General features: G+C 37.6%; 13 protein-coding genes. 8 read left to right on the forward strand and 5 right to left on the reverse strand.

Annotation, left to right across the window (positions count from 1 at the left end; genetic code table 11):
- Positions 1-132 precede the first annotated feature (132 nt).
- From RMY64_RS04765 to hpsP, 6 genes are all read left to right on the forward strand, one after another.
- Entirely contained in the window at positions 133-924 is a 792-nt protein-coding gene (locus RMY64_RS04765) for a hypothetical protein (protein WP_322683386.1), read from the forward strand.
- A gap of 340 nt (positions 925-1,264) precedes the next feature.
- On the forward strand, positions 1,265-2,041 hold the full coding sequence (locus RMY64_RS04770) for a glycosyltransferase family A protein (protein WP_322699448.1): 777 nt from the start codon (positions 1,265-1,267) through the stop codon (positions 2,039-2,041).
- Positions 2,042-2,572: 531 nt separating this feature from the next.
- Positions 2,573-4,228 carry a hormogonium polysaccharide biosynthesis protein HpsL gene (gene hpsL / locus RMY64_RS04775; RefSeq protein ID WP_322683384.1) on the forward strand — a complete coding sequence of 552 codons (1,656 nt, stop codon included), beginning with the start codon at positions 2,573-2,575 and terminating at the stop codon, positions 4,226-4,228.
- A 270-nt stretch (positions 4,229-4,498) separates the two neighbouring features.
- Entirely contained in the window at positions 4,499-5,479 is a 981-nt protein-coding gene (hpsN, locus tag RMY64_RS04780; protein WP_322699449.1) for a hormogonium polysaccharide biosynthesis glycosyltransferase HpsN, read from the forward strand.
- Between the two features lie 59 nt (positions 5,480-5,538).
- Positions 5,539-6,714 (forward strand): hormogonium polysaccharide biosynthesis glycosyltransferase HpsO, encoded by a 1,176-nt coding sequence (hpsO, locus tag RMY64_RS04785; protein WP_322699450.1) that lies wholly within the window; start codon positions 5,539-5,541, stop codon positions 6,712-6,714.
- A 42-nt stretch (positions 6,715-6,756) separates the two neighbouring features.
- Complete coding sequence (hpsP, locus tag RMY64_RS04790) at positions 6,757-7,926, forward strand: hormogonium polysaccharide biosynthesis glycosyltransferase HpsP (RefSeq protein ID WP_322699531.1); 1,170 nt, start codon at positions 6,757-6,759, stop codon at positions 7,924-7,926.
- Positions 7,927-7,987: 61 nt separating this feature from the next.
- Here hpsP and RMY64_RS04795 read toward each other — a convergent pair whose 3' ends face one another.
- On the reverse strand, positions 7,988-8,452 hold the full coding sequence (locus RMY64_RS04795) for a hypothetical protein (protein ID WP_322687874.1): 465 nt from the start codon (positions 8,450-8,452) through the stop codon (positions 7,988-7,990).
- A gap of 511 nt (positions 8,453-8,963) precedes the next feature.
- On the opposite strand from RMY64_RS04795, the gene RMY64_RS04800 reads away from it, so the two are divergent.
- Positions 8,964-9,875: a hypothetical protein gene (locus tag RMY64_RS04800; RefSeq protein ID WP_322687873.1), complete on the forward strand. Its 912-nt coding sequence runs from the start codon at positions 8,964-8,966 to the stop codon at positions 9,873-9,875.
- Positions 9,876-9,983: 108 nt separating this feature from the next.
- On the forward strand, positions 9,984-11,354 hold the full coding sequence (locus RMY64_RS04805; protein ID WP_322687872.1) for a CHAT domain-containing protein: 1,371 nt from the start codon (positions 9,984-9,986) through the stop codon (positions 11,352-11,354).
- Between the two features lie 27 nt (positions 11,355-11,381).
- Here RMY64_RS04805 and RMY64_RS04810 read toward each other — a convergent pair whose 3' ends face one another.
- The 4 genes from RMY64_RS04810 to RMY64_RS04825 form a co-directional block, all read right to left on the reverse strand.
- The gene (locus tag RMY64_RS04810; RefSeq protein ID WP_322687871.1) at positions 11,382-11,903 is read right to left on the reverse strand and encodes a hypothetical protein; all 522 of its coding nucleotides are present in this window, start codon (positions 11,901-11,903) and stop codon (positions 11,382-11,384) included.
- Between the two features lie 76 nt (positions 11,904-11,979).
- Positions 11,980-12,234 (reverse strand): hypothetical protein, encoded by a 255-nt coding sequence (locus RMY64_RS04815; RefSeq protein WP_322687870.1) that lies wholly within the window; start codon positions 12,232-12,234, stop codon positions 11,980-11,982.
- A 4-nt stretch (positions 12,235-12,238) separates the two neighbouring features.
- Positions 12,239-14,680, reverse strand: coding sequence for a DUF4350 domain-containing protein (locus tag RMY64_RS04820; protein WP_322699451.1), 2,442 nt, complete (start codon positions 14,678-14,680; stop codon positions 12,239-12,241).
- Positions 14,681-14,923: 243 nt separating this feature from the next.
- Positions 14,924-15,637: a hypothetical protein gene (locus RMY64_RS04825; protein ID WP_322687868.1), complete on the reverse strand. Its 714-nt coding sequence runs from the start codon at positions 15,635-15,637 to the stop codon at positions 14,924-14,926.
- Between the last annotated feature and the right edge of the window lie 474 nt (positions 15,638-16,111).

Here is a 16,111-nt window from a genome sequence, read left to right on the forward strand (position 1 = left end):
GTTATTAATTAGGAGTGAAATGAATACTCATTTTTTCATTTCACCTTGTAATCAGATAATGACGAAATAATTCATAATTACTAATTATGAATTAGGTTGATTGCAAATTACCCCATCAAAAGGAGGAGCAGAATGTTTATCTGCGTCATTGCAGACTACGGTACAGGAGATCCGGCATTTACAGAAGTCACACAACGTCTGCTGATGGCTTTTCCCGATGCCCAAATTCATTTGCTTTCGGTTCCAGCATTCAGTACCTTGGCAACGGGATTCTGGATTGCCCAACTAGGACTTAACCCTGGGCCTAGCGATCGCCTAATTTATCACAACTGTGCGCCTCGTCAGGACGATCCTGAAGCTCGTCGAGATAATGAAGGTGAAGGTCTAACTTATGCCCTTCTATCCAATGGTGTAAAAGTAGTGGGTGTGAATGCAGGCTACACCCTCTCCTTTATCAAAAACCATACAAAGGAGTTGCGAGTGGTCAACGTTTCCCGTGGTGGTTCGCAGTTTCGCTCACGAGATGTATTTCCTCCGGCTGCGGCTGCGATTATGAATGAAGATTTTAGCATTCTGGGAGATAGCCTCAAGAGTGAGCAAATTCCAGATGTTCCATCAGATCGCATTGCCTGGATTGATGGCTACGGCAACATTAAAACAACTATTGGGGCGCATACGCTTAACTTGGAGCCTCAAAGCAAGATCGTAATCCGAATTGGAGATGTGGTTAGTGATGCGGTATATTCTGATGGCAGTTTCAAGGTATCTGAAGGAACTTTAGCCTTTGCTCCTGGTAGTTCCGGTTGGTCAAGAGGCGATTCAGGGGAACCATTGCGCTTTTTAGAGCTATTTTTGCGAGGAGGGAGTGCTTGGGAACGCTTTGGCCGTCCTCGTGTGAATCAGCAAGTAACTCGAATTGCCTGAAATCGGGTAATTGGCCTCTGTTACTGTCAGTAGACCGAAAAGTTTTCCAGAACCCTTACCAGCTGTTAATTAGAGTTTAGGAACACAATTTGCCGGAATCCTGTTAGATGCTTTTCAAGGAACGAGCAGCGTTGTTGGTGGTTTAAGGATGCAGTACAAGCATAGGCGTAGCTCGTCGTAGACATCGCTCGCGATCGTCAACATCAAAACCTCGTCTGAAACCCTGATTCTTTCGTCAACTTACAAAACTTTTCGATCTACTGACATTTAGTCTTAGCGTCAGTCTTAGCGTGTTATTATTTGCTTCGAGATTCCTAGCTGTTTGTTCTGATAAAATATAGTGCTTGTTTTTGTTATCCCACTCAAAAGTGCACAAGTTTCCAATTCCTGGGAGCGTGTTACACAATTATTTGAAAGATGTATTAAATCAGTTTGCAATCAAACCTCACCTAACTTTCACGTTATTGTTGTTTGTAACGAAAAGCCCAAAATAGAATTTACTCATCCTCATATAACATACATTACAGTTGATTTTTCACTTCCAAACGAGCCTAGCCCTGTAGCCAAAGGAGACACAGACAAAGGGCGTAAAATCTTAAAAGGATTGATGTATGCTCGTCAATTTTCTCCCACTCACACTATCACAGTTGATGCTGACGATTGTGTTAGTGGAAATTTAGCCAAATTTGTTCAACAACACCCTGATTCTAATGGATGGTTTATAAATAAAGGTTATAAATATCAAGAAGGCAGTGATTACATATATATCAAGAGAAGCAATTTTTATAAAATGTGTGGAACTTGTAATATTATTCGATATGATTTGAATGATTTGCCAGAAACAGCAGAATATAATCGTGGCTACGGATACTATAAATATTATATAGACCACGCTAAAGTCAGAGATATTTTAAAGAGCAAAGGAAAATCCATTAAATCATTACCATTTCCAGGGGCAGTTTATATTTTGGAAACAGGAGAAAATCTTTTTAACAATTCAACAAGATTAAGATTTAGCATTTTTAATCGGAAATTGTTAAATCAATCATTAAAAGATGAATTTGGATTATACAAATTACAGCAATCCAGAGAGATTTTTCAACTATCGGAATTTTAAATTGTTTTTGGAAAAATCTCATCTCATAAATAGTCTTATATGGTGTGTTAGCAAAGTGTAACGCACCAAAAGCTTTAAATTGTGCCGTAGTGGCATGGCAAGGCTAAAATGTTGCAAAAAATCCTAGGTTGGGTAGAGGCTTTGCCAAAGCCAACATCCTGATATATGTTGGGTTGCGCTCCGCTCCACCCAACCTACGTCTAATGCACTATTTTAACGTGAGTTCGATGAACCTCTCCCTCCCACGGGGAAAGGGAGGAGCAACGAGAAATTAAGGTTTTGGCTCCCCTCTCCGACACGGAGAGGGCTTGTCGAACTCACATTATTTTAAGCTTGCCACGTCAGTAGCTTGCTTCCCTGTAAGGGTACGCCAAGGCATGACTTCTCTACCAGAGGCTGCGCCAACGCTTAGAGCAAGTACTCAAGCATCAGGAACCTCCGCAACGCACTGGCCCCTACGTGTATTTTAAAATCAAATATTAGTCCTATATAATGGAGTCTTTTGCGAGGCTGATAGGCTACAGTGCCACTATGCCAAAATTTAAATCAAAATCTCAGCAATCTAAAAAATCAAAAAAGCAGGCTAAAAAGGAAACTTCTACCCTTAGTCTCAAAGAACAGTTAGCCCAGAAGCGCAAATCTGCCCAAGTACGTAAAGAACTCACTAGCTTACTCACCACCGCCATTTTTGGCGGTGTCTTCGTTGGCATTCTACTTTTTTTCGTAGCTGGAATTAAAGCAGCAGTCCCTGGCGTGTTAGGGATAATAGTCATGTCCCTTTCCTACAAATATCCACGCCAAGCCCTATATGCCTTCATTATTTACATACCTATTGGAGGTACTGTCACCTACTACTTGGGCAATAGTCCCATACTCCAATTAGCTAAAGATGCCTTTTACGTTCCAGCGCTAATTGGACTTTGGCAGACTTGTCGTAGACAGGGGCTACCGATAATTATTCCCAAAGGCATTAAAATCCCACTTTATATTGTTTTGGCTTGCAGTCTGCTAACACTGTTGTTTGTTAATGGTGGACAGCAATTTAACCCGCCTAGTGCAGGACTATTAGAAAAAGCACCCCCAGAAATACCATTAGGTATGGGAATTCTGGGACTAAAAGTATTTTTAGGCTATGTCCCTCTGATTGGTTGTGCCTACTATCTAATTCGCGATAAGCGGGATTTTCTATTTTTATTGCGCCTCCAAATTGTCCTTACACTGATTTGCTGCGCGCTGGGATTTATTCAATATTTTTTACTACTAACTGGTGTATGTCAGGGTACTAGAGGTCTTGAAGGAGATGCCTTATTTAGAGCAACACTCGAAGCCCGATGTTATTTTGGTGGAGCGCTAGTATATAGTCCCGAAGAAGGGGTTATTCGCCTACCAGGGACATTTGTAGCTCCTTGGCAGTGGGCATGGTTTTTAATTTCTAGCACCTTTTTTACCTTTGCCACCGGCTTCACCGACCCCTCGCCAATATGGCGGATTATCGGTTTAGCTTCTATAGTGGGAGTCTTTATCGATGCTGTAATCTCTGGGCAGAGAATCGCCTTAGCTTTAGTACCAATCTGTTTCGGGATTTTGCTATTGCTTACCGGACAACTTGGCAACCTGAAACGATTTATCCCCATAGGCGTGGGACTTGCCTTCATTCTGGGAATTGCGATGGTGAGTAACCCTGCTGTCGTACAAGAGAGAACCGAGAGTTTTATCAGTCGTTGGAACGCTTCACCACCTCAAGATTTTATCATCCAGCAATTTGAAGAAAATTGGAAAAACGTAGACGGGCCATTGGGAAGCGGCTTAGGACGAGCAACAAACTCTGCCCGTGTGATGGGCCAAACTAAGCTTGTGGAAACTTACTACCCCAAAGTACTTTATGAAGTAGGAATTTTTGGATTACTATCGTTTCTGGGTTTGGTAACAAGTTTAACAATTCTGGGCTTTAAAACCTATCGCTCCATAAAGAACCGTAATTTCCGTAGTTCCGGAGCAGCTTTGTGGGTGTTTATATTGTTTATTAGCACCAACACTTACTACTATCCTCTGGATGTCGATCCTGTCGCGGCCTATTATTGGTTTTTTGCGGGAGTTCTTTTTAAGTTACCAGAACTGGAGAAACAAGATAAGGAAGAAGCTAACCCCGATCAAAAAAAGAAGAAAAAACGTCTAAAAACAATTTAAATGAAATAAAAATGGCCAAAGATATGATTGGAGGTCAAAAATACCTCAGTATTTCAAACCTACCTCGAAATTCTCGCCATACACTTATTTTTCGATGATACTTATTGATGGGTAAGCAATTTCGTAGTCAGAAAGAGGAATGAAAGTGAGGTTTTCCAAAATCCGTGAAAATACAGTATGTAAATTAAAGCAATAGCCACTTACTGAATTTCATGAAAATTAATTTCTACAAGGCTATTATATAGGTAGTAAAATTACTTAATAAAATTTATGAATAATTGGCCATTAGTTACTGTAGTTATTGCAACCTACGGACGAGAAGAAGCACTACGCGATAGCATTGTGGATGTCTTAAAACAGGATTATCCAAATTTTGAAGTTTTAATTGTAGACCAAACTCCAAAACACCAACCAGAAATTCAAGCCTACCTAGAAGAGATGGCAAAGGCAGGTAAAATTAAATGGTTGCGCTTAGATTGGGCAAGTTTGCCAGGGGCGCGGAATTATGCTGTCCGGCGGGCATCTGGTGAAATAATATTGTTTATTGATGATGATGTTCAGTTAACCCCTGGATTGTTAGCAGCCCATGCGAAAAATTATGTGCAAAATCCAGAGGTGGGGGCTGTAGCAGGTCGGGTTTTTGACAGAATGAAATTAGGTGATTCTAGAGGAGATTTAGAGATTGAATATTTGCCTCCCGAAGCTATGGACCCAGGAATTGCTTGGTATCATATTGATTTAGTACATACCATCAAACCCCAACAAGTGCTGACAGCGAGGGGTTGTAATATGTCATTTCGCCGCGAAATTTTTACCAAGTATGGATTGAGGTTTGATGAGAGGTTTCGCGGTAGTGCAGTGCGCGAAGAGTCAGATTTTTGTTTGCGGGTAAGACAGACGGGGTATAAGATTTGGTACGACCCAGAAGCCCATTTGGTGCATTTAGGCGAAGAAACAGGGGGTTGTCACGATATTAGTATGCGATCGCTAAAATATCAACTCACCTTTTACCACAATCATTTTTTACTGGGGCTGAAAAACCTGACTGCGACTCAAGCTTTGTGTTTATATGGTCGTTTATTTGACTGTCACGTTCTCGGACGCCCACCTTGTCACAAAAGCGGTTCCCCCATCAAAATTGCCACTCGCGGTATTTTCTACATTTTGGGTTTCTTCAAAGCCTTGGGTACTGTCATTCAATCACTTTGGAACGATGGTCAAATTTACAGTCGATTGGATAAACAAGTTTAGTTATTAGTCATTTGTCATTTGTCATTGGTCATTAGTGAATAACAAAGAATAAATGAAAAATGAGAATTTTAGTTGCTAGTCATACTTATATCGTAGACCTCAACTGTGAAAAATTACGCGCTTTATCTCAACTAGAACCTAACATTGAAGTTACAGTTGTAGTCCCAAAGCGCTGGAAACCAGGCGGTGTACAAAACAGAATTATTGAAACTGAATACCGGGATGAAGGCAGATTTAAAATAGTTCCAGTTTCTAATTTTAGTCAAAATCATCAGGGACTTCTTACCTTTGGCGCTGATTTGATATCTTTATTAAAACAATTCCGCCCGCAAATCATCCAAGTAGAACAAGGTTCTAGAGCCTTGGCTTATACTCAAATGATTGCCTTAAATCAGCTATTAGGACTCAAGGCAAAAAATGTATTTTTTACTTGGTGGAATCTTCCTTATGAACTGAAACTACCAATTTCTCTATTAGAAAAATATAACCTTAACCACAGCCACGGGATTATTTCTGGCAATCAGGATGGAGCAGAAATTTTGCGGCAACGGGGATATACAGGTGCAATTAAAGTCATGCCACAACTGGGTGTAGATGAAAGTTTATTTACTCCCAAAGCTCAACCAGAGTTAGCAGCTAAGTTAGGCATTGAAAAAGAGGATTTTGTAGTAGGTTTTGTAGGGCGATTTGTCCAAGAAAAAGGGTTATTAACACTTTTGCAAGCTTTAGCCACTTTGAAGAATAAACCTTGGAAGTTCCTGTTATTGGGACGAGGAGAGTTGCAAAGTGAATTAATGAAAATTGCGACGGAAAACAATATTAAAGAACGACTAATTTTGATAGAAAGTGTTCCCCATGATGAGGTTGCAAGTTATATCAACTTAATGAGTACTTTAGTATTACCTTCAGAAACAACTTACAAGTTTAAAACCTTAACTTCTGCTGGCTGGAAAGAGCAATTTGGTCATGTGCTAATTGAAGCAATGGCTTGCCAAGTTCCTGTAATTGGTTCTGATTCTGGTGAAATTCCCTATGTAATTGGCGATGCTGGCTTAGTATTTCCTGAAGGTGATATTCAAGCTCTTGCTAATTGCTTAGTTCAATTAATGGATAAACCAGATTTTGCTCATACTCTCGGTGAAATGGGTTATAAAAAAGCAATGATTCAATATACAAACAAAGCTTTGGCTAAACAGCAATTAGAGTTTTATCAAAAGTTGGTCATTAGTAAATAACAAATGACAAATGACAAATGACAAATGACAAATGACAAAAAAATGAAAGTGTTACAAATTGTTCCCTCAATTTCTCTAATTTACGGTGGGCCGAGTCAAATGGTACTTGGATTAGCTCCAGCGTTAGTAAAAGAGGGAGTAGAAGTTACAATTCTCACAACTGATAGTAATGGCGATAATGGTCAAACACCTCTGGATGTTCCTTTAAATCGCCCAATTAAACAAGATGGCTATGAAATAATTTACTTTCGTTGTGCGCCGTTTCGTCGCTACAAATTTTCCCTCGATTTATTAAACTGGCTAAAACGTCACGCTCATGAGTTTGACATAGCACATATTCACGCTCTATTCTCGCCAATAATTAGTGCTGCTGCTCTTGTGTGTCGTCAGCAAAAACTACCTTATATTTTCCGTCCTTTGGGTACTCTCGATCCGGCTGATTTACAGAAGAAAAAGCAATTAAAACTGCTTTATGCCGCAATTATAGAACGTCAAAATTTAGCTAGTGCCGCAGCAATTCATTTTACCAGCGACCAAGAAGCTAAAATATCAGAACGATTTGGAGTATCTACGCCAGATTTGGTGATTCCCTTGGGTGTGATTCCTCGTCAATCTTCTATTAAAAATGTATATAGTCAGTTAGAAATACCAAAGGATGTACCATTGGTGCTGTTTATGTCACGAATTGACCCGAAAAAAGGGTTAAATTTGTTGATTCCGGCGCTAGAGAAGCTGTTAGCGGTTGGTTATAAGTTTCATTTTGTTTTAGCTGGGACAAATCCTCAAGAACCAGATTACGAACAAAAGATAATATCCCAAATTCAAAATTCACCATTGCGATCGCACACTACAATTACAGGCTTTGTCTCTGGTGAACTCAAAGTTAGTTTACTACAAGCTGCTGATTTATTTGTCTTACCTTCCTACTACGAAAATTTTGGGATTGCTGTAGCTGAAGCGATGGTTGCAGGTGTACCCGTAGTCATTTCTGACCAAGTACATATTTGTCAACAGATACGTGATAGCGAGTCGGGTTGGGTAGGCGCAACAGATGTGCAAGCACTGGTAGGGTTACTACAAGAGGCTTTGGAAAATCCCGCAGAACGCCAACGACGGGGATTAAATGCCCAAAAATATGCATTGGAAAATTTTAGCTGGGATGCGATCGCCAAGCAAACAATCCAAGCCTACCAAAAAATTCTGGCAACTTAATCAAATGAGTTAAATTGGGTGACACCTGTATTTTTTGCGTAAGATGACAGCTTGAACATTGTTATTTTGTTCTAGTCCACCAGCGTAATATCTTCAAATTAGATTCTATTTCCTTCCAACAATTTGCTGTAGAATCTGTTTTTCTGAGTACTTCAAGTGTTTTATCTACATAGTCTAAATTTGTCAGTGCTAACTGTTTTTTGAGTTCATTACTAGTTTGAATATCTTCCTTAAAATATTCTAGATGATTAGGTAACTCTCCTTTCTCTCTGGTTGGCATATTAGGGATTTTATTAAGTTGTGTTTTAATTTTATCTACTGCCTCAATCGCCTCTTTTGAGCTTGGTTTTTTAGTTTCTAATTTTAAATCTTCTTGATGGAAATCTTTTTCTTGTCCAGAAGTATCTAACTTGACTTTAATTTCTGGATCTGCGAAGACTGAAAGTATTCCGTTATAAACTTTAGCGTCAATTACTTCGCCTTGTCCCTTCGGAGTTATAACCCTATCGCCTTTTTCAATGCTCATAATTGGTATTGCCCCTAAACTTAGTTATTAAGTAACTACGTATTGATGTGGGTTCTTATTCATTTTAACTGTTATTAGGGGTTGAATGTAGAATAAAGAACAAAAACAGTTAAGACAATAGCAGTTTCCCCACTATATGCTGTTGCACCCTTACAAATTCTTACCTTGCTTAAGTTTCATCCAGCTAAAAAAGAACGAACAAGTAAGTCCATATTTATCTGGCGCAACTATTTTTCAGATAAACCAATAGAGGAAATGAATAATTCCTGTGATCGCAGCACATCAGGCTTTCTGTTGTTGACGAACGCATTGATCGGCTTTGTTACCATTAAACTGTTTTAGTATAAATTTTAACTAAATAGAAATTTTGTTAAATAAAAAGAAAAAATATATACAAAATACTACTCAAGTAGTATACTTCCATTACTTAGTAGATGTTAGAAAAAACACACGAAATCGTCACTGTGGGATTTTTGCCTGTTAGTACTTTTATTATTTTAATAGAGGATCTATGAATACCCCTAACAGCTTGGGCTTCGATTTTGACTTTGATGGAACAGAGCGATCACAGTTTTTAGACGAATTAAATGCTTTATATTCCGAGTTAGGCGATGAAAGTCAAGGTCAAACTCCAGATAATAATCCCACTTCGCGTCTTTTCGCGCAACTTAATCAAGAAATAGCGAAATTTGCTAAGTATCCTGACGTTGACAAGCTTTCCAAAAGCGACTTTACGGATTCTGGCAGAACTGTGCCTCACAAATTCCAAGAACTCAGCCAAAATTACAAATTTTATTGGATTCACTTTCCTATCACTTTATCTCTACCCCCTAATTGGTATTTCAAAAAGCTGGAGTGTATAGTTGAATTTCATTCGGAATTTTCAGAAGCACACTTGCAACCAAAAGCTCTGATGATTTTACCGGATCGCAAATTTCAACAACAACTTAAAACTAACAGTAATATAGAAATATGCATAGGAGAAAATCTGGAATTTGAAGCTACTACTGGACAAATAAATCTACAAGCTGAGGAAGCAAAAGTTACAACTAATATAGGTGCTAATTTAAATATAAAAAGTAATTTTGGATTAACCTTAGAGCCTTTTACTTACTCTTTAAAGACAGCCCAAATAACGCATAATAACCCCGGTGACTCTCAAGTGATGTGGCGTATTGATGGTGCAGAATTCTTTCAAGATAACCACCCCACTTTGATAGTAGTCCTACAGGTACCAAAATCAGTCCAGCAAGTTAAGATTGATGCTGCACTTCAAGCTTACCATCATCCCAATTTCTGGACTGCCGAAATAGAAAATTTAGGCGATTTAATGCGTATTTTTTCTAGCAAAGCCAGAACTTTTTTTGAGAAAGGCGCTCCCATTAAATATTCGGAAACATGGAATATAACTCCTAGTATATAATGATTTATCTTTAAATAACTAATTTTAATTATTGAGGATAGGCGATAAAAGCCACCTTGCAAATAGTAAAAACAACGCAGATGTCAAAAATTGCTAGGATTATTAAAAATGAGCAGTGATAAATATGTTGAGTGCCAAATAATAGTGGAAAATTATGACAGAGTTTGTTTTCACAATCAAGATACAGGTAGGGACGATTTTGGCAATTTATACCTAGCTCCTATTTGTAGAAAAATTGCTAAATTTGAAAATTTACTACGTGGGAAAAAACTGAAAAAACGTCAAGCATTTGAAGAATTTGGCACACTTTTGTATAAATGCTTATTTAATAAAGGTGTAGACAATGCTTTAGGGGAAATTATCAAAGAAATTCGAGAATCTAAAGAAACCAAAAATCCCAAGCGATATAGACTTCAATTAGTTTTCCGTGGAGAAGCGAACGAGTTAGCTGGTCTACCTTGGGAATTTCTTTATTATCCTGGTAGTGAAACTAGAAGAGGTTTTTTTATTGTTGATGACCCCCACTTAGTTATATCTCGTTACATTTCCAGTGCTTCAGGACGAGGTAATCTTAATATCACAGAAGATTCCTTAAAAGTTTTATGCGTCACTTCTGAGCCAGAAGAAGAAGGAATTGATAAAGTATTGCCAGACCTGACTATAAAAGTAATTGAAAATCTCAAAAATAGCTATTTAATTGATCTAGAGGTTTTAAGAAATAAAAACAAACAAGAAGTTTTGGCAAAAATCAATAATATTAAACCTCATATTCTTCACTACATTGGACATGGAAGATTTGATTCGCAAGAGCAAGTAGGAGAAATTACTCTTGTTAATAGTGCTAAAAAAGTAGAGTGGGTTTCTGATAGGACGTTTGGAGAATTTTTTAGTGATTTTCAACCCCGCTTAGTTATACTTCAAGCTTGTCAAGGTGGTGAAGTTGATTTTACTGCAAACTATGCAGGGTTAGCTCCACAATTAACTCGAAATGAAATTCCAGCTGTTATTGCCATGCAATATCCATTAAATAACGCAGTTGCTTCATTTTTTAGTGAAGCATTTTATCAAGCATTAGCGAAGGGTGAGTCAGTTGACGCTGCTATGCAGCAAGGTCGCAGAAAAATTGCACGCGAGCACCCCATTGACTCAGAATTTTATACTAATCGAGATTTTGGAACTCCTGTTTTGTACATGAGTGCGCGTGATGGCAACATTATGCCACGACCAAAGCCTAATAAATTTGATGCTGAAGTTTTAAGAAATTCGCCATCAGAATTAGAGAAAGCTATGAACACTCTTTTTAATTCAGATGAGTTAATTTATCTTTTATATAGTTATGGTGATGTAGTTTATCAAGAACTTAATGGAGAAACGCAACAGGAGAAGGTAAAGACATTAATTTCTAAGTTGAAAGCAGAGAAGGATACTAAAGATTTAGTTGATAAAATAAAGGATTTCAAACCTGAATATTTTACTTGAAGACAAATAATAAAATGATAGTTTTTGTTATAAACTCTTAAATTTCTTACAAATATAATAAACTTGTTGTAATTGCTTGATTTTACCTCGCTCTCGGAAAATTTGAATTAAGCTTATCATTTTCTCAGATAAAAGTTTTCCTCGTAATTCTTCATATCTTATTGGCAAGATATCACTATCTATTAGATTGTTATTATTGTTGATTTGTTCTACAAAATCTTGACAATTTTCTTGTGTTCGTAAGTTTCTATTAAATTCCAAGCATAATTCTTTCTTTATTGCATTAGATTCCTCTGGTGATTCTGAGTCCCCATTAGTAGATTGATTTAGTTTTTTTTCCGGGTTTTCTGAACTTGGGATATTTGGTAAGTTATTTTCTAATAATATGTTTTTTTCCGGTTTTTCTGTTTCCGGTAACACAGGCGATGAATTGTTCTGCTCAATAGGCTTAAGGGAGAGTACATAGCCTCCAGAATCGTCTAAAGTTGCTAACCAGGTTTTGCCGATAATATCGTTAATTTTAATAAAAAACTCTTGGTCACTACTCAAAATTGCAGCACCTCTTTACTAGTATATAGAGTATATTAATTACAATTCTTAACCGAAGGATATATACAATAAAATCTTAATGTCTGGGATATTCAGTAAGTAGTCTTTTGATACAGCTTTCTATTTTTTTTCGTGATGATCCAGAATTTTCTATGCAATTTTTACAATCTTGGTCAGCTTTCTGAACACCACTCAATGAATCATCAGAAATAGGCCATGGTCTAGAATTTGGATATTTTAGTTTTTGTACACATTTTATGAAATTATTCTTCCTTTGTCCTGAAAGTTCGTCCTCTATTTCTTTAATATCTCGTTCTAGTGAATTATCCATATTTTTAACACTCCAAGTATTTTTTTATCACTAAATTTACTGGGCAATCAGGGTGTAAACAATGACGATGGCATTGCAACTTTTGTTGTTCGGCACGAATTTCATTAACGTGTTTCCTCAGTAACTTCCAAATGGTTTTTAGGCGTTCAGTTGGTGAGGTAACATTATCATCATCTTCGTTCAACAAGTCTTCCTTAATCTTACCAGAAGGTAGGAGAAATTCTACCCTGCCACTGTGTTCAATAATGCCAAAATCTACGTCTGCTGCTTTAATTACAGCCTGAACCACACACTTAGAGCCGCATTCTGCACCAAAGCTGGTTTGAATCTCCTCTAAATATTCATATCCTTCCTGATATCTTGAAGGGTAGAAAGGTTCAAAACGTTGAAAGTAGGCGCTGTCTTTTTGAAGAAATGTTAAATACTCGTCGTAGTTAAACAAGAAGTCTTTACGCCGATAAACTGTTTGACTGACACTCCCTTTGAGACGGCGTAGTATAGTTAACTCCATCCATGTAGCAAATCCTTCATTCAGGATAATACTACTTTGATGCAGAGCTTCAATTTCTGACTTGTATTCCTGATGCAGAAGTCTAGGATAGGGAGATTTCAATCCTTCGCTATCCACTTTACGAAGCAATCCATGACTGTATAAGATTGCTAGTTGCTGTCCTACTTTTGTATGCTTGTAGAAAAATCCGTGACCGTACTTTTCATGTAAAAGTAAGGCTGCAATATTACCTTCTAGCCATGTTTGACCGTAATGCTCATCTCCCTCTATACCCTGGAAATTATACGCTAACTGTTGCTCAAAAAATTGATGTTCTTTGACAAGATGTGCTGCTAATTTTGGATCGTAGGGAATACAACAACCATATAGGGGTGAATAAGTAGGCGCAATCCACTGTAGTAATTTTTCAACTAGTGGTGAAAAACGCTTAGTTTCAGCTCTGGCTGCTTGTAGAGCTTCTAGGAGTTGCTCTTTGGTACTGTAGTTATAAAGGCGATTGACTTGTTCTTCAGGAGTCAACAATTCAAAGGGAATTTCTCGTATTTCTTCACTATCAAACTCTTGGCGTATTTGAGATACTTGATAATGAATTTCTGCTGCTAAGGGTGTCACTACGTCGCGTTGTATTTTTTCAATTTTGGTCTTTGCAGATGGATATGCATGAACCAGGCGAGTAATTTTTTGATTAATATAGCTGATATGGAGAGTAATTAACCAATCCCCTGGATCTAAGACTGTCAAATACCATCGTTCTGTTGATATTTGTTCTACTTTAATATGAGTTAGGGGACACTCTAGCTGCATTCTTAAGGGAACAGCTTTTGCATGATTCTTCCAACGAGCGATCGCCTGTACTTCAAAAGTAACTCCAGTTTCGACAATTTCTTGAGCTTTTCCTTGAGGATTGAGGAATACAAGGTCAAATTCTGCATCTGGTATACACTGGAATTGAGCAACTGGAGCGAGAAACAAAGATGAGGTTTTACTAGTTTCTGAATTACCTGGTTCGGGAATATCTATAGTTAATCTGAGAGTTTGCTGTCCTATTTGCTGAGGAATAACAGTCCATTGCAATTGAGTTTTTCCGTTCCCTGGAAGAAAACGAATTTTTTTGCTTGGTTCTTGAATTAGAATATCTGTATCTGACTCTAACACACAAGTTATATTCTCTAAACGTTGCAATTTGGGGTTAGCAATAACAATTGAAAATTTTGCACTTTGTTTGTAATTTACTTCTGTAGCAATACGAGCATCACGACAGTCTAAGGAATTTTGATGAGCTAGCCAACAAAGGATATTTGATGCTAGTTTTCTGTTATTACCAGTATCAATATATTTATCGCTAAAGATTAAATAATTTCCTAAAATTGCTACTCGTCCTGATTGATTACTTCCATCCACTTCCAGCGCAGCGAGTAAAGTTTTGCCAGTATCAGGCAAAGTAGCAATTATATCAACTGGATAAGGAGAATTGGATAGTGTTTTGATATAAACAGGCTCTCTAATCTTTAATTGAGATACTTCAGAACTAATATAGTGTGGTAATAAGTTAAATACTTGTTCTGGAGGATGATTTAATAACTCTTCAAAGCGTAATCCTAAAGATTCTAAGACAAAATTTATGCTGTCATCTTTTATAACAAGCGATTCCTGGTCACTTGCAATTAGAAGTGAGTTTCCTTGTTTGACAAAACTAACTATTGCTTTCACTTCCTCTGCACTCAAAGGAGATTTAGGAGCAGCCAGAATTAGCATCTGAAAATCTTGAAGTACCTGACGAGTCAGCAGTTCCTTTTTAAAGGAGATTGCATTATCACCAAATAACTGTTTTACCTGACTGCACAGGATTGTCCATGCTTCTTTTGGAGTATTGTCTCCCTGCGACTGTGAACAGGACAACTGGTCATGAGATTCATCAAATAGAATTTTTATCACTGGAGTTTTAAGTGCATCAATGAGCTTTTATTGTATTGTCTTAAGTGCCATCTGAAACACTTAGTATAGTAGATTTTATGAGCTTGGCAAGTAGTTTATAAAAAAGTCCATATTGAGTGAAATCAATGACTTTATAGCCACCGTCAACAACTTCACCCTTGTGGCTGCTATTAAAGCCTTAAACTCTACCCATACTAGGTGTTTACACCTTTGGCGATCGCTCTTACAGGAAAACAAATGAATTTAACCCAATGCAGATAACAAAAGTTTTTGCCAAATAGGCGCTAGAACCGCTTTCACAACGATATCCGCAATCACAAAACCAATTCCAATCAACATATAAGTTTTCGCAAAGGGAGACTTTGGAACTTCGCCTCTGATGCGAGTTATTAGATTTAATCCTAAAGCAGCTAAAGCCACCCCAGTTGCAATAAACCCGATTATCCGCAAAATTGACCACGGATACCACCCTAAAATAGCTGCTAGCCAGGGTTTAGCACTGATTTTTACTAATTCTGCAACATAAAAATTCATGTAGTTTAGCATCCAAGTGCCGAATATCAATGCCGCACTACTTAAGGTGATAACGCAGAGAATACAAAAAATTCCGTAGTGCAATAAATGGTTTGGTAAAAATAAACGGATTGTTCCTTCCATACCTTCTCCCGTGCGAATCCAGTGGAACATCTCTGTAGTGTATGACTGTCCGCGGAGAATGACTTTTGCTGCTGTTTGTGGCGCGATTGTTGTTGCTATAATCACGGCAATACTCTGCAAAACTCCCCACAATAACATCCACCAAAAAGCACTTTTATATTCTTGACGACGCACTTGTAAAAAGAAAATGGGATAGGGGACAGCAGCACCTAAAATTGGCATCAACCAAGGAACTTCAAAAACAAAACTCGCAGTTGTGCTGAGGATAACACCAATCACTAAAAAGGTTAGTATCATCATAAGTTATTCAAAAATAAGAAATATTTTGTAGTCTTTATTATCCTCAATACTTGCGTTATAAAAATAATTATTTAACAAGTTATAAATTTTTCAAAATCTTGTATCTATGCTAAAAAAGTTTCTCGTAATTCTGCAATAGTGTGGAAATATTGCAACTCAATAAGCCGAGACCTCAATAGCTTGTAGCCATCTATCGCCCTGATATTTGCAATCCTCTATGTAAAGAAAAATCTATAGGGAAGACATATTAATTAAATGCATACATATGAAATTTAGTCAATAGAATTATTGGCATTTGTCCGGGAAAAGGGTAAAGAAACTTAAAATCCTTTCCCTTTAACCTTTACCCTTTCCCCTAAGAGTGCAAAAATATATTTTTGCAAGAGGTCTAATAGTTTTTACCTCTTTTTCGTCCCTTATCCGAAAGCGCTGACAACCTAAAATTTTGTTTCAAACTGCTAAACTCCGACTGGG

Source organism: Nostoc sp. DedQUE08, assembly GCF_034530895.1.
In the GTDB taxonomy this organism is placed as follows: Bacteria; Cyanobacteriota; Cyanobacteriia; order Cyanobacteriales; family Nostocaceae; genus Nostoc.